Raw genomic sequence first — 22,268 nt, forward strand, 5'->3', positions numbered from 1 at the left:
CCCGCGGCTGAACGTAAGCGCCCTGCTGCTTCAAGCTCGGCGCTTCAACGCTGAAGGACGGAAAACCGATGAAACATGCGACATCTGTATTTAGCTGGTGCTACGACATCTGAATCCGGGTATGACAAAATCGCGAGCTAAGTAGACGTGTCGCATCTGGGCAAAGTTGAAATGTCGTAGTCCGAGGGATTCGGCGCATGCTGGCGGCGGTTTGAACTGCCGGAGCGCATCGTGGGCCAACCTGGACTGATCACCATGAGCATGCGGGAGCTGGATCGTCTGAAGGTCGTGGAAGTCGTGATCGAGCAGCATCTGGTCATGCGGCAGCAGGATGCAATCGCGATCCGGCCGAGTTCGCCGGGCCGGTGTCCCCGCTATGACGTCACCGTTTCACGACGCACCGGCGATGGTTGTATCCTGACCGCGAAGGATCTCGCGACGCGCATCGATTTGCGCACGCGTCCCGGCAGTCCCACCCGCGTGCCTCGGCCCGTCAGCGCAACAAAGTTGGTCGGACGCTCGGGCATGGAGCGCGCCATTGGAGTCGTCACCGTGAAAATGTCTGCCATTCCGTTCGGCACCACGAACTGGTCGCAGGTCGATCGCGTCGAATATCCGGGCGAACGCGGCGCGGCCTACTGGCGCACGCAAACCTTCGGGACGATTCGTGTCCGCATGGTCGAGTACACGCCGGGCTACCTTGCCGACCATTGGTGTTCGAAGGGGCACATCCTCTTGTGTCTCGAAGGAGAACTGCACACCGAGCTGAAGGATGGCCGATCGTTCACGCTGCTGCCCGGCATGAGCTATCAGGTTGCCGACGACACGGAACCCCACCGTTCGTCCACCGACGTCGGCGCCAAGCTGTTCATCGTCGATTGACGCGCACCGTCGGCTCCACGCGCAGATCAGGCGCGCGTCATCGACGGGACCGCAGCGGTTTTGGCTGGCATCCGCACGAGCGAAACCGCAGGTTTCGGGGGCGCCGTCAAGATCCGCTTGACGGCCGGGCTGAAGAACAGCGCGAGCGTCTCGTCCTCGAACAGCCGGCCGAGCGGGGTCAACCGCAACCCTTCCCTGCCCTCGCAGTCGGCATACGGCTCGAGGATGCCCAGCCCGGCCAGCCTGCACGTCAGCGCCCGATAGCGCGCCGAGAGCTGCGGCTGGCCGACGGCGATCGCGTGCAAGGCGGGATCCTCGACGCGGCCGCTACGCAACCCGGTGGCGTAGGACATCGCCAGCCACTCCTCGTCGTCGATCGCGCGGCCCGTGGCGATCGGGAGGTCGCCGCGCAGCGCGCGGTCGGCGTACGCGCGAACCTGCGTGTCGTTGCGGAACGTATAGCCTCGACAGCCGGACCCCGCCGAACTTGCACCGACGTGCGAATACGACGCCACCCCAACGCCAAGCAGATCGCGCGACGCCGACGTGCGGACCTTCTTGAACGGATCGATATAGTGGTGCGCGCGCACGAAGCGGTTGCCGTCGCACTGGTGATAGCCGAGCGCCTCCATCCCGCGCCAGATCAGCATGCGCCCGAGCAGCGTCGCGAGTTCGTCCTCGAATTCGCCGTGCCGGTCGTCCGACTGATACCAGTCGCCCTGGGGCCGGTCGGCGAAGCGGCCGTGATACCAGGTCAGATGCGCGGGCTGCAGATCCGCGATCGTCTGGAGGTTCCGCCAGACTTCCGCCGGCGACCCCTTGTAAAGCCCCTGGATGAGATCGAGATTCCAGTTGTCGAAGATCGCGCCCGCGATTTGCGCGGCGCGAATCGGCACGTCGCGCTTGTAGCCGCGCCCCGCGTATTTCAGGACGGCGTCGTCGAAGGACTGCACCCCGAAGCTCAGGCGCGTGAAACCCTGCTCCTTCAGGAAATGCAGCTTGTCCTCGCCGCCGGGCGCCGTGATGGTGAGCGGGCTGCCCTCGATGCACACCTCCGCGCCGGGCAGGATGTCGAAGCATGCGCCGATCGTGCGAATCAGGTCGCCCAGCGACGCCTCGTCGAGCACCAGCGGCGTGCCGCCGCCGATATAGATCGACGACAGCGCAGTGCCCGATTGCGCGATCCTGGCGCCCCAGAGCGCCAGTTCGCGCCGGAGCGCGTCGAGATAGCGCGCCACGTCGTCCTCGCTGGTCTGCGATGCCTTGCCTTTGCCCGCATAGTGCTGCACCGTGTAATGGCAAAAGGTGCAGCGCGTCTCGCAGAAAGGAATGTGCACGTAGAGACTGATATCGCCGCCGAAGCCTATGGCGCGCAGGACCGAGCGCGATTCGACCGGCGTCAACGAGTCGATCGGCGGATAGACCGCCACCGAATGGGAGCCGCCCAGCACGCTGCGTCGAATGCCCAGCCCCGCGGCGTGCAGCGCCGGCAGCGCGTCGGGGATGCCGAGCCGGTCCAGCGACGTGCGCGCGTCGTCGAAGGCGGCGGCCTGCGATCGTGCCTCGATCCCTGGGGCCGGTGCATCGGTCGTCATTGAACACGCTCCGCGATGAGGGTGAGGCACACGTCGGCGTGCGGGCCCGGATCCTTGTCCTCGGTGTAGGTCACGTCGAACGGATTGACGATGCGCGGCACGTAGTGCTTGCGCCATGCACTGGCTTTTTCGCCGGCCAACGTCGACACCGTTTGTCCCCACACGCGCTCGGTGACGACCGCGAGGTCCGGGCGATCGAAGGCCTCGCGCATCAACGCGTAGATGTTGTCGAACTGCACCCACGGCTGCCCGAGCCGATCGAGCGGGAGCCGCACCAGCCGATGCGTGACGGCGATTCGACCGCCGACGCGGACGACGCGGGCCATCTCGGCCACCATCGCCGGACCGAGCCCCAGCTGCCAGATCGCGCCCGTCCACTCGTTGACGGCCGCATCGGCCGCCCCGGCGGGAAACGGGATGCGCTGCGCCAGGCCGGCGCGAAACTGCACGTTCAGGTACCCCTGCTCGCAGGCAAAGCGGCGCGCGCGATCGGTCACGCAACGCAGCATCTCGATCGATACGACGAGGCCGTCGGCGCCGACCAGCGGCGAGAGACGGCGCGCAACGCGGCCGTTGCCGCCGCACACGTCGACGACCACGCTGCCCGGCACCAGGTGAAGCAGCTCGGGATGGTTGGGAAGCAGGTCTTCCCGAAGGCGAACGAGCTTTTCCTCGGCCTCGGGTGTCTGGCTGAACGTGTTGTCGCCTTCGAATGACTTCAGCAGCGGCAAACGCCAGCGCAAATAGGCGAGACGGAACCGTGCGGCGATGTCGGACAGCCCTTCCGGACCGGGCGACGACGCATTGCCGAGCAAGACCTCGTCACTCGGCAGGCTGACGATGGAGACATCGCCCAGGATCTCCTCCCACGCACTCACGGCTTGGAAGACACCGAGGAAATCGGCCTCGCTCGCCTCGCCTGCCGGCCAGAGCGCGTCGGCATCGAGCACGAGGCACCAGCCGGAGAACCCCGCCCTTTCGGCCCAGGCCAGCGCGCGAGCGCGCGTTTCCGGGTCGAGGAAGGAACGGTCCGGCGTTATCCGTGCATGCACGGCAATGCCCGCTCGCGTCAACACATCGACGCCCGCGATGGGCCGCTCCGGTGCCGGCCACCGCACATCGTCGACGATCACGCCGGCGCCGAGGCGGCGCAGCGACCGCACGACCTCGGCGTCGCAACGCGGATCGGTCGTCTGCACCACGGTGTCATGCAGACGCAACTGGCCTGCCTGGCGCAGGCGCGCAAGTTCGGCGAAGGTCGGTGCGTGATCGCCGATGTGCGCACAGCGCAAGTGCAGTTGCGGCGCGGTCGATTCAGTCTCGGCACGGGCACGAATGGCGTCGGCCGATGTGGCGTCGAGACGCACGTCGAGGGTGTGGCAAAGCCTCGCCCGGCGGCGCTCCGCGGCGGAGCGGCGCAACTGCGCCAACGCGTCGGCCGACGGGGCGTCCTGCGACGTCACGTGGAGGAAGCCATGCTGGCGCAGCGCGGCGAGCATCGTGTCGATCAGATGCTGATCGTCGAAGCCCTTGCGCAGCGCGCCAACCCGGACTGGCTTGCCCGCGAGTTCGCCAACGAAGTCGGACAGTCCTTCGCCGGGCGGCACGGCCATGCCGACGGCGAAGTGGCCCTGGCACAGAAACGAGTGCCCGTCGATCTCCACGTCCAGTATCTCGACCGCCGGATCGAGCATGACGAACGCATCGCTGCTCAGCGACTCGTCCTGAAAGGCGCCCCGCTCGACGCACCCGCCGGCTTTCTCGCCGACGACCACGCCGAGTTCCGTGAGCCGGTCGACCACCTTGAGCGCCTCGGCTTCGGACAGGCTGCCCAGTACCCGTGCCACGTCGGCGGCTGAATGCGGTGTGGCCAGCAGCTCGAAGATGCGGGCCGATCGCTCGGACAACTCCGCATAAGCCGGCGTGCTGTCCGCATCCGGGAAATAGATCAGCCAATGCCGCGGCGACGCGTTCAGGGCTTCGTCGGGATCGAAGCCATGCGGGTTTTCGATCCACCGCGTGAGATCGTGCCGCGACCGGACAACGACGGCGGCTCGCGACGCGACGAAACGCACGGCCGAGCGATCCGAACCGGCAGTGTCGCGAATCCCGGCCGCGACGGCGGTTGGCCATGCATCGACCGTGCCTTGGCCGAGACGGAGGGCGAGCGCAACCCGCGCCTGATCGATCGCCAACACGTCCTGGTGCGTTGGCGCGTTGAATTCGGGACGCGTCGCGAGATAGGCGACGACGGCGCCGGCGAGGCGCCAGAAATTCGGGCCGTCGTCGGCATAGCCGTTGACGCGGGCGAACGCCGCGCCCACTTCATCGACGTCGAGCCCGCTCATCAACAGAAGATGCTGACTCATCGGCACGCAACCGAGCGCGACGCGAGCGATCCGCACCAGGCTGCGGCGGTACATGCCGACATTGGTCTTCGTTGCGCGCGGTGTCGACGCGTAGTCGTCAACCACGGCCCGCTCGGCGGCGCCGAGGCGCGCGAGTGCCGCGCCATCGGCATGACCGGCGTGCGTGACGATCTCGACGAGACCGTCGTCGCTCAGGATTCGCCGCCACGTGTCCCATACCAGCCTGGCATCCATCCATCCCCCCGTGTTCTAAGAATGTGCTCGCCCGCGGCAACGGCGCTCCCCTCGCAGGGCATCCCGATTGCCGGAAGGTCTGCTCGCAGCGGCCTACTTGATGGCGAGGAATCCCTCGAAACACAGGTACTTCATGACGGTCGTGACGTCGACGAATCCCGCTCGCTTGAGCAGCCCCAGGTTGGCTTCCGTGGAAAACGGCTCCAGGACGCTCTTGAGGCTCGCTGTCTTGTTGAGGATCTCGTCGGCCGAGAAGCCCTCGCGCCGCTTGTAGTCGTTGTAAAGCGACACGATCATGTCCTGGAACCGCGCGTCCGGCGCGCGGACTTTCTCGAAGAGAATGAAGGCCCCGCCCCAGTGCAGGCGCTCGTAGATGCGGTCGAATACGCTCTGCCGGTCCTTCGGCGGGATGAACTGCATGCAATAGAACGAGACGATCAGGTCCGACTTCTCGAAGTCATACAACCGCGCGTCGCCGGTTTCAAGCTCGATGTTGGGCACCTCGACGCAGTGCTGCCGCGCCTTGTCGATCATCGACTCGACCGGATCGATGCCGACCCACCGGATGCCCGGCTTCGACGCATGATGTTCGGCCAGCTTCCGCAGAAGCTGGCCCGTGGATACGCCGATCTCGTAGCAGACGCTGTCGCCATGGCAGAAGAAATCGCTGAGCTGGCAAACCAGGTCGTGCCCGGCATCGTAATACGGCACCGACCGGCGAACGTGGTCGACAAAGGTGTCTGCGACGTTGCCGCCGAACGTCCAGTTCGCCGGCGCGACGTCGATCTCGTGGCCCACTTTCACGCTGCCTCCCGTTGTGTTGTTCTGCGGCTGGCGGGGCCATAGGCGCGGTCCCACGCAGCGCGGCCGCGCTCGAGATCGGCCAGGACGACGTCGATCGAGCGCGCAATGTCGAGGGTCTCTTCGCGGCTGTGCAGCGCCTCGGCTTCGTATTCGAGGATCACCGCGCCGGGGCGCGCGCGAGACAGCACGTCGTCGAGCAAGTCCCACACCGGCTCGACGACCTGAGTGTCGTGCAGATCGTGGTACTGGTCGTCGAACCAGCGGCCGCCGGCCATATGGATGCAGATGACGCGGTCCATCGGGATCGTGTCGAGGAAACGCGCGACCGAATACCCGCTGGCGCCGTGGTTTTGCCCGTTGGCATACAGGTTGTGCAGGTCGAGGTGCAGATAGGTGCCCGACCGCTCGACGACGCGGGCGAGGAACTCCTCCTCCTGCATCTCGCTTCCCGGGCACGTCCGGTAGTAGGCCGCGTTCTCGTGCGCGAGCGGAACGCCGTACAGGTCCTGCAACGCGCGCGCGCGGTCGGCGACCCGGACGACCTCGGCATGCGAGAACTGCAGCGGACTGCTCCACACGTCGCACCACGATGCGTCGCTGTAAAAGCAATGGTTCGAGACCCACGGGACGTTGAATTTCCCGGCGAGGGGCACGTGGCGCCGCACCGCCGGCGTGCTCGCCAGATCATCGAACCCGAAGTCGCCGCCGTAGTTCGAGTGACCGACGAGGGGAAAGCGCGCGGCGACCGCGGACATCATGTCGACCGTCGCCGGCAGCATCAGCCCGGGCCCGTCGAGCGGCGTCATCACGCCATCGAACAGGATTTCCAGCGCATCGAGCGACTGCTCGAGAAACGGAAACCAGCCAATCAGCGACGGATTGAACTGAAGTCCTACACCCAGCGTCGGGACGTTCATGGCGAACTCCTCCGGTGGTCCGCCATGAAGTCCGTACCCGTGCGATGCATGTCAGTTTGCCGCGCACTTTGCCGCATTGGCCGCGCAGTGGGCCGCATTCGCCGCGCATTTGGCGGCGGTCGCGGCGCATTTCGCGGAGGCTGCCCGCGCCACTGCGGCATGGTATGCCGCGGCGCATTTCGCCAGATTCGCCGCGCACTGGGCAGCAAGTTCGGCCGCCTCGGCCGATTGCACACGCAGCTTCTTCACGTCGTCGTTTGCCATTTCATACCCCTTCGCCCGTAGTTGAACACTTTTGATTACACCCACTTCCGACCGACAGCTGAAATCCGTTATAGCAGTTATTTCGCGCAAATCCAGGAATCGATATTTTGAAAATTCATTTCAACGAGATATGGAGTCTTTACATAAATAAAACGCAATACCGGGCGGAATCGCCCGTGCGACAAGGCTCCGCGAGTTTCACAATTTCTTGTCGCTACGATTCTAAGATCAATTTCCCAAAATAAAACAAAGACGAAATTCATTGCGCCAAATAACGGGGCACGCTTCGCGCCGCCGCATTCGGCAAAATTTTTAAATGATTAAATCGATTGAGCGAACGGGGGTATTCAATCGATATTCCACAGGATCCGGCTGACGGGCAGCGCCAAGGCCCACTACGACGGCCTCGTCGCAATCTCGCGGCCCCACTTCACGGAAGACCTGAAGGGCACAACGACTCCCGTGCTCGTGACGCAAGGCGACGACGACCAGATCGTGCCTCATACCGATTCCGGTCTCCCGTCGCCAGGCAGCCTGGCCTTCGGGGGACATCGAGCGAGCGGCATGTCGATGCGAGCCGCTCTCGAACGCATCGAACCGCCAGCCACCCGTCATCATGTCGATTCAAGCGAGAAAAATATTCTGCAATCCTTTTAAATTGGCGCAAACCCCTGCCCCTTGCTCGCCATCACCTCGCTGTATCGAACCACGCTCGAACGAACAGCGGCGCAGCGAGCCCGTTGCTTCCCGCTCGTCACGTTCAACCAGGGAACCGGTTCATGTCGCGTCGCACATTCAGCGCGACGCCCCTACGTTCCGCTTACGACTACCGCAAGCTTTGAAACCTTTCTCGGCAACCCTGCCAAACCTCGATCTAAACATTTTAGATTCCATCAAAAAATATTTGACGCTCTGTTTTCTTCCTTGCTATCTTTTCCCGCAATAAATACCGGCGGGAGCTTGAACGGCGAAAAAATCAAAACCCCGACAAAAAACTTCCATTTTAATTACGTTATTGCGAGGCCGATATCCGGTTCGCAAACCGCGATTACTTCCACCAGGGAAGGATTCTCGATTCACCCTCATCCAGCTTGGCTTCAGGCTGGACCGTTTCTTACGATACGTCGCAACGAAGTCGCCGGCACCCAGGTCGTCTAACGGCATCTCGATATCGCCTTTTTTCGACTCCAATAAATTGCATTCCTAATCAACAGGGAACGAATCGAAGCAGTTCCATCCGCGAGCCGCGGACTGTACCCAAAGCATTTGTCGGACCACCGCTCGCAGGATCGCGGCACAGCCCGGCAAACAAGAGGGCCGAGCGCAGAATCCGCGCCCGCGATACGCGAGCCCGATACCGGACCGGCCTCGAATCCTGATGGTGGGTGGGGAGGAATACTTATGTCGCCTTGAATTCTGCTGATCGTTCTGGCTTGCGGCAGGTTGCATCGGCCGCCCTTCGCTACCCGCGATCCGGGCCGCGCGCTGTACCCGTTCTTCGTCGAAATCTCGGAGCTCACAATGCAGAGAACTCAATACGTCAATCGCAAACGCCTGCAACGCCTTGCGCTGACGGCAATTGCAGTTGGAGTAGCAGCCACGATGGTCCCGCTGTCCGCCCAGGCGGCAACCAACTGGGTCCAGACGCGCACCAGCGCGTTCCTCCTGCCGAATGCACCGGCCGCGGCCGCATCGCAGGCACTGGCCGCGTCCGCTGCGGCACCCGGTTACTCGCTGAACAGCGTCGGCACGCCGGCGCTCACCGATACGCACGTGACGCCGCTCGAATTGAGCCAGCCGCTGCACGTGACCGTGGTCCTGAAGAACCGCAACGCGGACCAGCTCGACACCTTCCTTCGCGACGTCAACCAGCCGGGTAGCGCGAGCTACCACAAGTACCTCACGCCGGCCCAATTCAAGGCACGCTTCTCGCCGACCGACGCGCAGGTCGCGGCGGTAGTCGCTCACCTGAAGGCGAACGGCTTCAGCAACATCACGGTCTCGGACAACAACACACTGATCGCCGCCGACGGTAATGCCGGTAACGTGCAGCGTGGCTTCCAGGCGAGCATCAAGCGCTTCAACTATCGAGGCAAGCCGGTCTACGCGAACGATTCGGCGGCACTGATCCCGGCGTCGCTCGGCTCGGTCGTCGATTCGGTGCTCGGCCTGCAGAACGCTGCCGTGCCGCACCGCCTGCTCCACCGTTTCGCGCCGGCGGCCGTCGTCGAGCCGAATGCGATCTCGAAGAATGCGACCGCCGGCTCGCAAGTCGGCCACCAGCCGACCGATTTCGCAAAGATCTACGACGCGAGCGGCCTGCCCGCGGCGACCAACACCACGGTGGGCATCGTCACCTGGGGCGACATGACCCAGACCATCGCCGACCTGAACACCTTCACGCAGAACGCCGGCCTGGCAACCGTCAACACGGCGGTGGTCGCGGGCGGCTCCGGCACGCTGGCCGACGACGGCGATCCGAGCGAGTGGGATCTCGACAGCCAGGACATCATCGGCACGTCGGGCGGCGTCAAACAGCTGATCTTCTACTCGGCCATCAACGGCGACAGCAACGACAGCGGCCTCACCGACGCAACGCTGACCGCCGCCTACAACAAGGCGGTAACCGACAACAAGGCGACCGTCATCAACGTGTCGCTCGGCCTCGACGAAACCGCCGCCAACTCGGACGGCTCGCTCGCGGCCGACGACGCGGTATTCAAGCAGGCGGTCGCGCAAGGGCAGGTGTTCTCCGTCTCGGCAGGCGACGCGGGCGTCTATCAGTGGTCGACGTCACCGCAGGGCGCGCCCGGCTACATCGGCACGTACAACGGCACGTCGGTCAAGACGACGATCAACCTGTCCAAGTACAGCGTGTCGTCGCCCGCGAGCTCGCCGTACGTCGTCGCCGTCGGCGGCACGACGCTATCGACCACCGGCACCACGACGTGGGCCGGCGAAACCGTGTGGAACGAAGGCGTCGCCTATGCGGACCTCGACAGCAACGGCAACCCGGTCGACAACGCCGTGCGGATCTGGGCGACGGGCGGCGGCGTGAGCGCGTTCGAGACCGCACCAAGCTGGCAGACCGCAGCGCTTGGCAGCACGGTAACGAAGCGCGTACTGCCCGACGTGGCGTTCGACGCCGCGCAGTCGACGGGCGCATACATCGTCATCAACGGACAGACGAACCAGCTCGTCGGTGGCACGAGCCTCGCATCGCCGATTTTCGTCGGCGGCTGGGCACGTGTCGAATCGGCCAACAACAACAGCCTCGGCCTGCCGACTTCGGCGTTCTATCAGGGCCTCCCGACCCATACGTCGCTACTCCACGACGTGACGTCGGGCAACAACGGCTACAGTAGCCACGGCTACACCGCAAAGGCCGGCTGGGACGACGACACCGGCTTCGGCAGCCTGGATTTTGCGAAGGTCAGCGCGAGCTCCGTCAAGTAACGCGGCACGGCCCGAGGAGGCGCGGCACGCTCGCCGCGCCTCTCGTTGCACCGTCGGGCTCACGTGATGGCACGGCTTACCGGGGCTGGCCTCACGTTCATCCCGCGCCGCGATTTTTGCCACGAAACACGACCGCAGCCGCCTCGTTCGGCTAAAATCCCCGCGCCTGCGAAGCGCAGGCCAACGCGGGGCCGACGACGGTTGCATCGCGCGATCCAACGCGGCGGCGCCACCGATCGGAACGGACATCGGCAAAGACCCCGCCACCACACAATGCGGATCCAAGGTAGCAGTATGGCCAAAGTGCTGTTGCTCGACGACGAGGTCGAGTTGCGCGAAGAAATCGCCGCGTTTCTGGAAAAACGCGGCTGGACCGTCGATCAGGCCGGTACGGTCGCGGAGTTCCAGGAACGGGCGTCGGATCTCGCGTTCGCGATCATCGACGTGATGCTGCCGGACGGGAGCGGCTTCGATGCGGCCGTGTGGCTCAGGGCCCGGCATCGCGACTGCGGCATCGTGATGCTGACTGCGCGCGGAGAGACCCAGGACAAAATCGACGGCCTGATTGGCGGCGCCGATCACTATCTCGTCAAGCCGGTGAAACTGCTCGAACTCGACGCCATTCTCCAGGCACTCGGCCGCCGGGTGACAAACGACTGGCGGCTCGACTGTCAGGCGCGCGTGCTGTCCGCGCCGGTTGGCGGCCGGCTCGAACTGTCGGCAAGCGAAATCGCCCTCCTCGCCCTGCTGGCGCGGCATCCGTCCAAGGCCGTGAGCCGGCGGCAGATCGCCGAGGATTTCGGGTTCGACTGGGTCGACTACGACGAGCGCAGGCTGGAGACGATGGTCAGCCGTCTGCGGCAGCGCTGGCGAAGCGAGGCGGGTTCGGAACTACCGCTGAAGACCGTCCATCGCACCGGTTACACGTTCACCGCGCCGCTGATGCTCGCCTGACCGGAAACAGCCACCCTGTCCGCGTTCGCGGGCAAAAAGACCGTCGCCCGGCAGCCATGCCCTGCCTCGCTGACCAGGTTCAATGTGCCGCCCTGCATCTCGACCATGCGGCGTGCCAGCGGGAGACCGAGGCCCGTTCCCGGCTTGCGGCCCACGTTGCGGCCGCGGAAGAAGCGATCGAACACGTACGGCAGGTCCGCCGGCGCAATGCCGGGGCCGTCGTCCTCGACTTCCAGCTCCACGCCGCCCGGCACACGCCGGCCGCGCAGCACGATCCGGGTGCCGCCGGGGGTGTATTTGACCGCATTGTCGGCCAGCGTGCGCAGCACGAGGCGCGTGAGGCTGCCGTCACACACGAAAGCGTCAGGCAGGTCTTTCGCGTCGATTTCGAGGCGGTGGCCGTCGGACAGCGCCTCGGCGGCGGTGGCGGCATCGTCGAGCAGCGCCGCCAGGCGCGTGTCGCCGCTGCGGGTGCCGCGTCGCAGCAGCTCGAACCCGTCTTCGTGCAGCGATTCATTGATCAGCACCGTCAAGCGCTGTGTCGCGCGCAGGATCTTCCGGTATCGCGACGAGGTCAGCGGATCGGTACCCGAGTCCTCGAGGTCAAGATTTTGAGCCGTGGCATCGATGACCGCCAGCGGCGTCCGCAGTTCATGCGAGACGGTCGCCAGAAGCTGGCGCTGCTCGTCCTGCGCGCGCTTTTCCAGGGCGAGCGATGCTTCCACCTGTTCCATCGCCTCCCGAAGCGCCTGGGTGCGCAGCGCGACCTTGGCTTCCAGGTCGCGCTCGGCCTGGCGCGCGACACGCAATGCGTCGGCCTGTGCCGCTTCCATCGCGTTGCGCATCGCGTTGTAGCGCGAGCTGATCGCCGAATTCATGATCAGCATGAACGCGAGCATGCCCAGATATCCGGCATTGTCGGCGAGCAGCCCCGGCGGGATCCAGCCGACGTTGCGCGCGACCCGTAGTGCACTGCCGCCGAGCAACAGCAGCAGCACGAGCACGACCACCCGCGCATGCCGGTATCCGCGGGCCGTGAGCCAGAGCGACACACCCATCGTGACGAGGATGACCGCCATCTGCCAGAACAGGTAGAGCGGGCGCACCCACCAGACATTGACGACCAGCATCAGGGGGGCAGCTGCCAGCGCCACGACGATCGTCAGTGCGGAAAAGACGATCGTCGGACGCCGCCAGCGCCCGTCGAACAGGCCGAGGTAGTGCGCGGTGAACAGCGTGCCGACGGGCGTGCCGAGCAGCCAGCTGAGCAGGTAGATCGTATTGCTGGCGACCGGAAAGTCGGGCAGCAGGTACTGATAGAGGTAGCCCTCGGCGCCGAGCGCGGTAAGCAGGTTCACGATGACGCTCAGTCCGTAGAGCCCGAACGACGCGTCGCGCGTCACCCGGAACAGCCACAGGCTCGAGACGAGCAGCACGAGATGCGCGGCGTCCAGCAGGCCGAACAGCAAGGATTCCTTGCTCGTGGCGGAGATGAACGCGTCGGGCGACCACAGCGCCATCGAGAAACTCATGGTGCTGGTGCTGCGGATTCGGAGATAGAGCGTGACCGGCTGGCCCGCCGGAAGATCCAGACGAAACACGGGGTTGCGGTACGCGATGTCGCGTTGCGCCACCGGCTTGCGATCCCCTGCGACGTGGCGCTGGTATCCGCCGCCCGGCTGACGCACGTACAGCGTGACGTCGTTCAACAGCGACGACCGCAATTCCAGCAGCCACATCGGCGGTGCGCTCGCCGGGCGGGTCACGGTCAGGCGCAGCCATGCCGCGCCGTTGACATAGCCGAGCGCGGGCTCCGACGTCTGGCCGACGAACGCGCGTGCGACCTCGGGGTGCGACATGCGCTCGATCGTGAGCGTGTTGTCCGGGTCGCGCAACAGATCCCAGCCGTTGCGGATGCTGACCTGCCCTCTGTCCGGCAGCGTAATCGACGTTGCCGCGAAGGCCCCCGAGGCCCAGGTAATCAGGATGAGGAAGATGAGCCGGAACATCACGCGATTCGTACTCGTGTCTGCGATCGGGCGACACTATAACCGAACATGCGACGCCCGCCGGCACGCCGATGCCGTCCGCGCCCCGGATGTCAGAACTTGTCAGTTTTCGCTGCGCACGCTCATTTATGATGCACGCCAATCAAGGAGGCACGGGCGCGGTTCGCCGACAGTGAATGCCCGCCACCCCCTTGACCAGCAACGCTACCCTTGCCTACGCCCCCGCACGACGACGGCGCATCGACGCCGACAACAACGATATGGCCGGGCTGGCGGCGGCATTCCGACGAGCATGGACAATCAATCAGGCACGAGGCGCTCGTTGGACAGCAATGCCGCCGCCGTCGACCGAGGTCGGCTGGATTTGGCGGGCATTTGTGGTGTTGCGCGCGACGATGGCGGGCAGCGGTCCGCCCTTCCGCAGCCTCGCCTGGCCCAAGGGGGCCGGGCGAGGCCGGAAGCGCCGCGGCGATGTCGCGACGGCGCTGGCGATCGCCCGTGCGTAGACCCGTGGCGACCGTCCGCCCGTTTTCATCACCTACCGCTTACTCGACGTTGTCCGACACATCCGTCATGCGGATCATGTGCGGCCTCACGCCGTCGTCGATGGCCACCGCCTCCTTCGGATGGATCAGCGCCTCGAGCCGCGCCTTCGTCGCGATGAATTCGGGCGTATTGACCTGCGCATAGTCGCGCGGCCGTGGCACGGGCACCTCGATCAGTTCCTGCACCGCCCCCGGGTTTGCCTTCAGCACGAGAATCCGGTCCGCCAGGAAGATCGCCTCGTCGAGATCGTGCGTGATGAACAGGATCGTCACGTCGATGTTGCGCCAGATGTCGAGCAGGTGCGTCTGCATCCGCGCGCGCGTCTGCGCGTCGAGCGCGCCGAACGGCTCGTCCATCAGCAGGATGCGCGGCCGGTTCGCGAGCGCGCGGGCAATCGCCACGCGCTGCTTCATCCCGCCCGACAACTGGTGCGGATAGACATCCGCGAAACGCGTCAGCCCGACCAGATCGAGCCACTGCAGCGCTTCGCGCTCGGCCTGGCCGCTGCTGCTGCCGTTCATCCGGAGTCCGAACATCACGTTCTTCTTCACGGTGAGCCACGGAAACAGCGTATAGCCCTGGAACACCATCCCGCGATCGGCGCCCGGCCCCTGCACGGGCTTGCCGTCGAGCAGCACCTCGCCGCTCGTCTGAGCGTCGAGCCCCGCCAGGATGCGGATCAGCGTCGACTTGCCGCAGCCGGACGGGCCGATCACGCACACGAATTCGCGCCGGTAGGTACGGAAACTGATGTCGTCGAGTGCGGTGCACTCGCCCTGCGGTGTCGCGAAACGCTTGCCGACATGACGCACGTCGAGTATCACGTCGCGGGTTTTCAGGCGCGCGAAGCGCTCGCGCACCGCGTCGGACTGCATCAGGTAATCGGGAACGGCTTGCGGGTTCTGCATGATGGTCTCCGCGGAAATCGGTCGATGGGTGGGCGTCACGGGCGTCACGCGTTCAGCGTGCGATCCCACGGAAACAGCCGGCGGCCGAGCAGGCCGAGCACGATGTCGGTGCCGAGGCCGATGATCCCGATCATCAGGATCGCCGCATACACGTTGTCGAAATGCTGGTAGCGCGCCTGCTGGCTGATGTACCAGGTGATGCCCGAGCTCGTGCCGACGAGTTCGGCGACGATCAGGTAGGTCCAGGCCCAGCCGAGCAGGATGCGCTGGTCGCGATACAGGTCCGGCAGCACGCCGGGGATCACGACGTGCGTGAGCAGCTTCAGCTTCTTCGTGCCGAGTGTCATCGCGGCCTCGAACAGCCCGTATTCGAGCTTGCGCGTCGTGTTCGCGATGATCAGCACCTGCTGGAACAGCGTCCCGATCACGATGATCGCGACCTTCGGCGCATCGTAGATGCCGAGGATCGCGACCATCAGCGCGCCGAACGCCGGTGCGGGCAGGTAGCGGAAGAACTCCAGGAACGGCTCCTGCAGCCGCGCGAGCACGCTGAAGGTGCCGCAGACGATGCCGAGCGGCACGCCGATCGCGGACGAAATCACGAAGCCCCAGAAGATGATCCGGATGCTGTGCCACAGGCTCTCGTGCAGCCAGACGCCGTCGCGGGATGCCGGCGGAGTCGTGAACGCCGTGTAGAACGCGCGCAGCACCTGGTGCGGCGCGGGCAGGTACACCGGGTTCGCACGCACGCCTTCGGGCACGGCCGCGTGGGTCGCTCGCGCATGGGCGAGTTCGTCGTCGAACACGTCGCGATCGATCTGCATGCCGGTCTGGAAGTAGTCGACGCTGCCCGGATTCGTGATGCGCATTTGCGGATGCCAGATGAACGGCACATAACTGATCAGGCACCAGACGGCGAACGGCAGCAGGAAGGACGCCACGCCGAGCGTCCATTTTCCGCGGGTCGTCAGCTCGCGGCGCACGGCGAGCCATCCGGTCGTGTTGCGGGTCATTGGCATGAAAATCTCCGTATCGTTTCAGGTGCCGGTCGCGCGCATGCCGGGGCGCCGCGCGACCGGGCGTTCATTGCAATGCGCCTGCGCCGGTCGCGGCGCTCGCGCGGTAGGCACGCCAGCCGCCGAAGTGCGTGATGTCCTGCGCGCCGGCCAGCGCCGCGCTCTCGCACAGGAAGCCCTGCACCCGAGCACCGTCCGCGAGCGTCAGCGTGCCGATGCCGAGCGGGCCGGCAATGCCGGCGACGAAGCTGCCGTACGCGTCGACCGGCATCTCCCAGAGCTCGACCGCGATCGACGCGCCGCCGTCCGGCACACGCACGAGGCCCGGCTTGGCGACGCCGCCGGATGCCGCCTCCGACAGCGCGTAGAGACGATAGGCGGGCGCCGTCGTCGTCGCGGCGACGAAACGTCCGCCACGCTGGGTGAGCTGCCAGTTCAACGGCTCACCGCTCAGATGCGCGCCGACGACAGCCACGCGCACGACGCCGGATGACGCGCCGGGCACCGGTGCCGGCGTTGCGAACGCGTCGCCGGCGACGTCCGTCTGCGGACCGCCACCCTCACCGCTGCCACGTTCCTCCGCGTCACCCCACGCCTGCGCAAGATCGAGCAGTTGCGCGTCGTCGTGCGCGCGTCCGACGAACGTGATGCCGAACGGCAGCCCCGCATGCGGCCCGGTTTCGCAGCGACCGGCGGGCACCGCGATCGCCGACAGGTCGAGCAGGTTGACGAAGTTCGTGTAGTAACCAAAACGCGAATTGACGCCGATCGGGTCGGCTTCGAGTGCGTCGATGGTCGCTGTCGTCGCCGAGGTGGGCATGACGATCGCGTCCAGTCCGTCCCAGACGCGACCGGCGTCGACGCGCAATGTCGCGAGCGTGTCGAACGCGGCGAACGCATCGGCCGCGCTGAAGCGCGCCGCGCCGCCGACGATTTCGCGGATCACCGGATGCAGCGCGTCCGGTTCCCGCGCGGCGAAGGCGCCGATCGCGGCGAGCCGTTCGGCGACCCACGGGCCTTCGTAAAGCAGCCGCGCGGCAGCCAGGAACGCGCTGAAATCGATCTCGACGATCCGCGCCCCGGTCGCACGCAGGCGTTCGAGCGCGGCACGCCACGCCGCGCCATACGACTCGTCGCCGAAGAATTGCAGCTGGTCGGCGCGCGGCGTACCGAAGCACAACTGCCCGAACGGTCGCGCCGGTTGCGCGCGGAGCCCGTCCGCGCCCAGCAGCGGTTGCCATGCGCGTCCGTACGGATCGCCGTCGGTCACGCCGTGCGCGGCGGCGAACACCGTTCGCGCGTCGGCCGCCGACTGCGCGAACACCGACACGCAATCGAGCGACCGGCAGGCCGGCACGACGCCGAGCGTGCTCAATACGCCCCTGGTCGGCTTGAGCCCGACGAGCCCGTGGAACGCGGCCGGCACGCGCCCGGAGCCGGCCGTGTCGGTACCCAGCGAGAACGACGCGACGCCGAGCGCCACGGCCACCGCCGACCCGGAGCTCGAACCGCCCGATGCATAGCGCGGATCGAGCGCATTGCGGCACGCGCCATGAGGCGAGCGCTGCCCCGACAACCCGGTCGCGAACTGGTCCAGGTTGGTCTTGCCGATCGGGATCGCGCCGGCCGCGATCAGCCGCTCGACGACGGGCGCGCTGCGCGCCGGCGTGTACGCGTAGGCCGGGCAGGCTGCCGTCGTCGGGATGCCGGCGAGGTCGATGTTGTCCTTGATCGCGAACGGCACGCCGTACAGCGGCAATGACGCGAGGTCGCGCCCGGCCAGCGCGTCGGCATACGCGGTCATCTCGCCATGCGTCAGCGGCCGGATCCACGCACGATGCGGATCGCCCGCGGCGAAATGCGCGGCGATCGCGTCGACGAGCGCGTGCGGCGTCAGGTCGCCCGCCGCATAGCGCGCACGCAGCGCGGCGATCGAGCGAACGCCGGGCAAAATCGAACGTTCCGGCGTGCTCATGCGACCTCCTCGGCGGCGCCCGCCTTCATCACCATCAGCCGCTGGCCGGCCACCACCGCCGCGCCCGGCGCGCAATCGATCGTCTCGATCGTGCCGTCTTCCGTTGCCGTCACCGCCACCTCCATCTTCATCGACTCGACGATCGCGACGACCTGCCCCTCGGTCACGCGCTCACCGGCTTCGACCAGCACCTTCCACACGCTGCCCGATACGTCCGCGGCAATCGCGCGCTGCGTAGCGGCGAGCGCGCCGGCTTCCCGCGCGGCATCCGCGTCGCCCTGCGCCGCGTCGCCGACATATTCGGCATGGCCGGCCACCCGCCACCGTTCGCGCTCCGCTTCGAACGCCGTTTGCTGCGCTGCCTTGAACGCGGCGATCGAATCCGCCTCGTCGCGCAGGAAACGGTTGTATGCGCCGAGATCGAACACCGATTCCTCGATCTTCAGCCCGGCGCGCCCCGCGACGAAATCCGCACGCAGTTCCGCCAGCTCGGCCTCGCTGACTTCATAGAAGCGAATCTCGTCGAAGAAGCGCAGCAGCCACGGCTTGCCGGCTTCGAACTCGCGCGTGGTGCGGTGGCGGTTCCACATCTGGACGGTGCGCCCGACGAACTGGTACCCGCCCGGCCCTCCCATCCCGTACACGCACAGATACGCGCCGCCGATGCCGACCGCGTTCTCCGGCGTCCAGGTGCGCGCGGGGTTGTACTTCGTGGTGACGAGCCGGTGGCGTGGATCGAGCGGCGTCGCGACCGGCGCGCCGAGGTACACGTCGCCGAGCCCCATCACCAGATAACGCGCGTCGAACACGATGCGCTTCACGTCGTCGATGCCGGCCAGGCCATTGATCCGCCGGATGAACTCGATATTGCTCGGGCACCACGGCGCGTCGGGCCGTACCGACTGCATGTAGCGCTCGATCGCGACCCGCGTCGACGGGTCGTCCCACGACAGCGGCAGATGCACGATGCGGTTCGGCACGCGCATGTCGGCGACTTCCGGCAGTTCGCGCTCGGCCGCCTGCAGATGCGCGAGCAGCGTGTCGAGCGGCAAGGTCCGCGCGTCGAACTGCACCTGCAGCGAACGGATGCCCGGCGTCAGGTCGAGCATGCCGGGCAGACGGTGCGCGTCGAGCCAGCACATCAGCGCATGCACGCGAAAACGCAGGTTCAGGTCGAGCACGAGCGGCCCGTATTCCACCAGCACGTTACGGTCGCCCGAGCGCCGGTAGACGACGCCGAGGCCGCCGCCGGCCGACGGGTCGCGATGCAGCACGCAGTCGTCCGGCGTGCCGGTGGGTGCCGAACGCGCAACCACCGTGTCGGCGGAGAGCCGGGTCGACACACGGGCGTGCGCGAACTGCACCGTATCGCCCGGCCGCAGTTGCCCGAGCTTCCACAACTCGTCGTGCACGACCGTCACCGGACACACGAAGCCGCCGAGGCTCGGGCCGTCCGGGCCCAGGATCACCGGCATGTCGCCGGTGAAATCGACCGCGCCGATCGCATAAGCGTTGTCGTGGATGTTCGACGGATGCAGGCCGGCCTCGCCGCCGTCCGCGCGCGCCCACTGCGGTTTCGGGCCGATCAGCCGGATACCGGTTCGGCTCGAGTTGTAGTGGACCGTCCACTGCGTGCCGTACAGCATCGCGATGTCGTCCGGCGTGAAGAAATCCGGCGCACCGTGCGGGCCGTCGAGCACGCCGAGCGTCCACGCGTGCGTCAGCGCGGGAATGTCCGCGGCGGCCAGCGTGGCCCCCGCGTCGCCGCGCCCGGCTTCCTCGTCCAGATGCAGCACGTCGCCCTTGCGCAGCGCACGCCCCGCATGGCCACCGAACTGACCGAGCGTGAAGGTCGCCTTGCTGCCGAGATAGTCGGGCACCTGCAGCCCGCCTTTCACGGCCAGGCACGCGCGCACGCCGGCGCCCGTCACGCCGCCCAGCTTCAGCACCGCGCCGGGCCGCGCACGCAGCACCTGCCAGAACGGCGCAGGTGCGCCATCGAGCGACGCCGCGAGCGGCGCGCCGGCGAGCACGAAGAGCGTCTCGGCGTTGAAGCGCAGCGTCGCGCCGACCATCGTGAACTCCAGCCCGGCCGCGTCGTGCGCATTGCCGAGCAGCGCGTTCGCGAGCGCGAACGCGCGATCGTCCATCGGCCCGGACGGCGGCACGCCGACGTTCCAGTAACCGACGCGCCCGGGCGCCTGCTGCACGGTGGTCTGCACGCCGCCGTCGAGCACGTCGATCGTGTGCGGGGCGAACGCGAAGCGCGACAGGAAGGCGGTGGTCGCTGCGCCGCGCGCGAACGTATCCGAACCGGCAATCGCGCGCAGATAGTCGAGGTTGGTTTCGATGCCGTACAGTTCCGTGCGCGCCAGTGCGCGCTGCAGCGCGGCCAGCGCGTCGCGGCGCGTCTCGCCATGCACGATCAGCTTCGCGAGCAGCGGATCGTAGTACGCGCTGATCTCGGTGCCCGCCTCGATCCAGCCGTCGACGCGCACGCCGTCCGGAAACGCGACGTGCGTCAGCAGCCCCGCGCTCGGCAGGAACTGCTTGTGCGGATCCTCCGCGTAGAGCCGCACCTGGATGCTCGCGCCGCGCGGTGCAACGGCAAGCGTGTCGAGCGGCGGCAGGTCGCCCTCCGCCTGCAGGATCATCCATTCCACGAGATCGATGCCCGTCACCGCTTCGGTCACACAATGCTCGACCTGGAGCCGCGTGTTCACCTCGAGGAAATAGAACTGGCGTGTCGTCGCGTCGAACACGAATTCGACCGTGCCGGCCGACGCATAGCCCACCGCACGGGCAAGCCGCACCGCGCTCGCGTGCAACGCGGCGCGCTCTTCAGCGGTCAGGCCCGGTGCAGGCGTTTCCTCGATCACTTTCTGGTTGCGGCGCTGCACCGAGCAATCGCGCTCGCCGAGCGCGATCGCGTCGCCGCGGCCGTCGCCGAAGATCTGCACTTCGATGTGCCGCGCGTGCTCGACGAACTTCTCGAGATACACGCCCGCATGCGCGAAGTTCGCGGCGCCGAGCCGCACGACGGAATCGAACGCCGCTTCGAGCTGCGCGGCATCGCGGCACAGGGACATGCCGATCCCGCCGCCGCCCGCGGTGCTTTTCAGCATCACCGGATAGCCGATTGCGTCCGCTTCCGCGAGCGCCGTCCGGGCATCGTCGAGCAGGCCCGTGCCCGGCAGCAGCGCGACGCCCTGTGCGGCGGCGAGTTCGCGCGCGGTGTGCTTGAGCCCGAACGCGCGCATCTGGTCGCCGCGCGGCCCGATGAAGCGCAGGCCCGCGGCTTCGCATGCGTCGGCGAAACCGGCGTGCTCGGACAGGAAGCCGTAGCCGGGATGCACGGCTTGCGCGCCCGTCTCGCGTGCGGCGGCGAGAATCGCCGCGACGTTCAGGTAGCTGTCCGCCGCCGGCGCGGGGCCGACCCGCACGGCTTCGTCGGCGAGCGCCACATGGCGCGCATCACGGTCGGCGTCGGAGTAGATCGCGACCGACGCGATTCCCAGCCGCTTCAGCGTACGGATCACGCGGCACGCGATTTCGCCGCGGTTCGCGACGAGGACTTTCGTGAATCTCATGTTGCCTCCCGCCGGGCCGCCCCAAGGAAGGCAACCGCCCCCTCGGGGGGCAGCGAACTATAGTGAGCGTGGGGGTCGTTCATTCCGCCTCCCAGATCGTGAGGCGCACCGGCGTCGGGTTGTACCCGTTGCACGGATTGTTGAGCTGCGGGCAGTTCGAGATCAGCACCGTGACATCCATCTCCGCGCGCATTTCCACATACTTGCCCGGTGCGGAAATGCCGTCCTCGAAGGTCAGCCCGCCGAGCGGCGTGACGGGCACGTTCATGAAGAAGTTGACGTTGCCGACCAGGTCGCGCTTGGTGAGCCGCGCGCCCGCGCCGCACGTGCAGTGCGCGATCGCGTTGAGGAAGCTGTCGCGGCAGTTGTGCATGTGCCGCTTGTCGAGCGCATAGCGCACGGTGTTGCTCTCGGCCGCGCACGCGCCGCCGAGCGTGTCGTGACGGCCGCAGGTATCGGCGACGATCGTCACCATCGGGTTGCCCCGGCTCGACAGCAGCACGCTGCCCGCGCTCAGGTACAGGTTGCGCTGCGCGCGGATCGTGTCCTGCGCGCTGTAGCGCTCCTCGGGGTCGTCGGACCGGTAGAACAGCGTGTCGACGGCCTGGTTGCCTTCGAGGTCGAGGATGCGGAAGACTTGCCCGCGCTTCAGGTCGCGCAGCCACGGTTCGCCCGCGTTCAATGTGGTGTCGTGAATGGCTTCGCGCGGGTCGAGACGGCTTTCGATGATCGGCATGGCTCGGCGCTCC

General features: G+C 66.7%; 15 protein-coding genes and 1 pseudogene. 5 read left to right on the plus strand and 11 right to left on the minus strand.

Annotated elements, in window-relative coordinates:
* The first annotated feature begins 552 nt into the window (after positions 1–552).
* Complete coding sequence (locus tag G3N96_RS27575; protein WP_089496926.1) at positions 553–882, plus strand: DHCW motif cupin fold protein; 330 nt, start codon at positions 553–555, stop codon at positions 880–882.
* Positions 883–908: 26 nt separating this feature from the next.
* On the opposite strand, the gene G3N96_RS27580 is transcribed toward G3N96_RS27575, so the two are convergent.
* The 5 genes from G3N96_RS27580 to G3N96_RS27600 all read right to left on the minus strand — a co-directional run bounded on the left by G3N96_RS27580 (position 909) and on the right by G3N96_RS27600 (position 7,065).
* On the minus strand, positions 909–2,477 hold the full coding sequence (locus G3N96_RS27580) for a radical SAM protein (RefSeq protein ID WP_206139158.1): 1,569 nt from the start codon (positions 2,475–2,477) through the stop codon (positions 909–911).
* Entirely contained in the window at positions 2,474–5,080 is a 2,607-nt protein-coding gene (locus G3N96_RS27585) for a methyltransferase domain-containing protein (protein WP_206139159.1), read from the minus strand. The genes G3N96_RS27580 and G3N96_RS27585 overlap by 4 nt, the downstream gene beginning before the upstream one ends.
* A gap of 93 nt (positions 5,081–5,173) precedes the next feature.
* A complete protein-coding gene (locus tag G3N96_RS27590) occupies positions 5,174–5,878 on the minus strand; it encodes a methyltransferase domain-containing protein (RefSeq protein WP_346778913.1) in 705 nt (234 codons plus the stop codon).
* Between the two features lie 2 nt (positions 5,879–5,880).
* On the minus strand, positions 5,881–6,801 hold the full coding sequence (locus G3N96_RS27595; protein WP_124576905.1) for a DUF692 family multinuclear iron-containing protein: 921 nt from the start codon (positions 6,799–6,801) through the stop codon (positions 5,881–5,883).
* A gap of 51 nt (positions 6,802–6,852) precedes the next feature.
* Positions 6,853–7,065, minus strand: coding sequence for a hypothetical protein (locus G3N96_RS27600; RefSeq protein WP_124576907.1), 213 nt, complete (start codon positions 7,063–7,065; stop codon positions 6,853–6,855).
* A gap of 372 nt (positions 7,066–7,437) precedes the next feature.
* Here G3N96_RS27600 and G3N96_RS39380 point away from each other — a divergent pair.
* From G3N96_RS39380 to G3N96_RS27610, 3 genes and pseudogenes are all read left to right on the plus strand, one after another.
* Positions 7,438–7,584 (plus strand): annotated as a pseudogene (locus G3N96_RS39380) (alpha/beta hydrolase); the annotation flags it as partial.
* A 1,002-nt stretch (positions 7,585–8,586) separates the two neighbouring features.
* Positions 8,587–10,521 (plus strand): S53 family peptidase, encoded by a 1,935-nt coding sequence (locus G3N96_RS27605; protein WP_206139160.1) that lies wholly within the window; start codon positions 8,587–8,589, stop codon positions 10,519–10,521.
* A 294-nt stretch (positions 10,522–10,815) separates the two neighbouring features.
* A complete protein-coding gene (locus G3N96_RS27610) occupies positions 10,816–11,475 on the plus strand; it encodes a response regulator transcription factor (RefSeq protein ID WP_206139161.1) in 660 nt (219 codons plus the stop codon).
* Here G3N96_RS27610 and G3N96_RS27615 read toward each other — a convergent pair.
* Entirely contained in the window at positions 11,442–13,484 is a 2,043-nt protein-coding gene (locus G3N96_RS27615) for a sensor histidine kinase (RefSeq protein ID WP_206139162.1), read from the minus strand. The two genes, G3N96_RS27610 and G3N96_RS27615, sit on opposite strands and share 34 nt — an antisense overlap.
* 176 nt (positions 13,485–13,660) lie before the next feature.
* Between G3N96_RS27615 and G3N96_RS27620 the strand changes: the two genes are divergently transcribed.
* Positions 13,661–13,990, plus strand: a complete 330-nt coding sequence (locus tag G3N96_RS27620; RefSeq protein ID WP_206139163.1) for a hypothetical protein — start codon at positions 13,661–13,663, stop codon at positions 13,988–13,990.
* Between the two features lie 39 nt (positions 13,991–14,029).
* On the opposite strand, the gene G3N96_RS27625 is transcribed toward G3N96_RS27620, so the two are convergent.
* The 5 genes from G3N96_RS27625 to G3N96_RS27645 form a co-directional block, all read right to left on the minus strand.
* Positions 14,030–14,938, minus strand: coding sequence for an ABC transporter ATP-binding protein (locus tag G3N96_RS27625; protein WP_089427459.1), 909 nt, complete (start codon positions 14,936–14,938; stop codon positions 14,030–14,032).
* Between the two features lie 44 nt (positions 14,939–14,982).
* Positions 14,983–15,957: an ABC transporter permease gene (locus G3N96_RS27630; RefSeq protein WP_206139164.1), complete on the minus strand. Its 975-nt coding sequence runs from the start codon at positions 15,955–15,957 to the stop codon at positions 14,983–14,985.
* Positions 15,958–16,021: 64 nt separating this feature from the next.
* Positions 16,022–17,929 (minus strand): allophanate hydrolase, encoded by a 1,908-nt coding sequence (atzF, locus tag G3N96_RS27635; protein WP_206139165.1) that lies wholly within the window; start codon positions 17,927–17,929, stop codon positions 16,022–16,024.
* A complete protein-coding gene (uca, locus tag G3N96_RS27640) occupies positions 17,926–21,519 on the minus strand; it encodes an urea carboxylase (protein ID WP_206139166.1) in 3,594 nt (1,197 codons plus the stop codon). The genes atzF and uca overlap by 4 nt, the downstream gene beginning before the upstream one ends.
* A gap of 79 nt (positions 21,520–21,598) precedes the next feature.
* On the minus strand, positions 21,599–22,255 hold the full coding sequence (locus G3N96_RS27645) for an urea amidolyase associated protein UAAP2 (RefSeq protein ID WP_124576925.1): 657 nt from the start codon (positions 22,253–22,255) through the stop codon (positions 21,599–21,601).
* Positions 22,256–22,268: the final 13 nt, after the last annotated feature.

The organism is Burkholderia sp. Se-20373 (assembly GCF_017104705.1).
Taxonomy (GTDB): domain Bacteria; phylum Pseudomonadota; class Gammaproteobacteria; order Burkholderiales; family Burkholderiaceae; genus Burkholderia.

Bases quoted from the DNA above. Each gene is read 5' to 3' on its own strand.
- G3N96_RS27620 (WP_206139163.1), top strand. From the start codon at position 13,661: ATGCCCGCCACCCCCTTGACCAGCAACGCTACCCTTGCCTACGCCCCC.
- G3N96_RS27580 (WP_206139158.1), bottom strand. From the start codon at position 2,477: ATGACGACCGATGCACCGGCCCCAGGGATCGAGGCACGATCGCAGGCC.
- G3N96_RS27630 (WP_206139164.1), bottom strand. From the start codon at position 15,957: ATGCCAATGACCCGCAACACGACCGGATGGCTCGCCGTGCGCCGCGAG.
- G3N96_RS27605 (WP_206139160.1), top strand. From the start codon at position 8,587: ATGCAGAGAACTCAATACGTCAATCGCAAACGCCTGCAACGCCTTGCG.
- G3N96_RS27625 (WP_089427459.1), bottom strand. From the start codon at position 14,938: ATGCAGAACCCGCAAGCCGTTCCCGATTACCTGATGCAGTCCGACGCG.
- G3N96_RS27615 (WP_206139162.1), bottom strand. From the start codon at position 13,484: ATGTTCCGGCTCATCTTCCTCATCCTGATTACCTGGGCCTCGGGGGCC.
- G3N96_RS27585 (WP_206139159.1), bottom strand. From the start codon at position 5,080: ATGGATGCCAGGCTGGTATGGGACACGTGGCGGCGAATCCTGAGCGAC.
- uca (WP_206139166.1), bottom strand. From the start codon at position 21,519: ATGAGATTCACGAAAGTCCTCGTCGCGAACCGCGGCGAAATCGCGTGC.
- G3N96_RS27645 (WP_124576925.1), bottom strand. From the start codon at position 22,255: ATGCCGATCATCGAAAGCCGTCTCGACCCGCGCGAAGCCATTCACGAC.
- atzF (WP_206139165.1), bottom strand. From the start codon at position 17,929: ATGAGCACGCCGGAACGTTCGATTTTGCCCGGCGTTCGCTCGATCGCC.
- G3N96_RS27595 (WP_124576905.1), bottom strand. From the start codon at position 6,801: ATGAACGTCCCGACGCTGGGTGTAGGACTTCAGTTCAATCCGTCGCTG.
- G3N96_RS27610 (WP_206139161.1), top strand. From the start codon at position 10,816: ATGGCCAAAGTGCTGTTGCTCGACGACGAGGTCGAGTTGCGCGAAGAA.
- G3N96_RS27600 (WP_124576907.1), bottom strand. From the start codon at position 7,065: ATGGCAAACGACGACGTGAAGAAGCTGCGTGTGCAATCGGCCGAGGCG.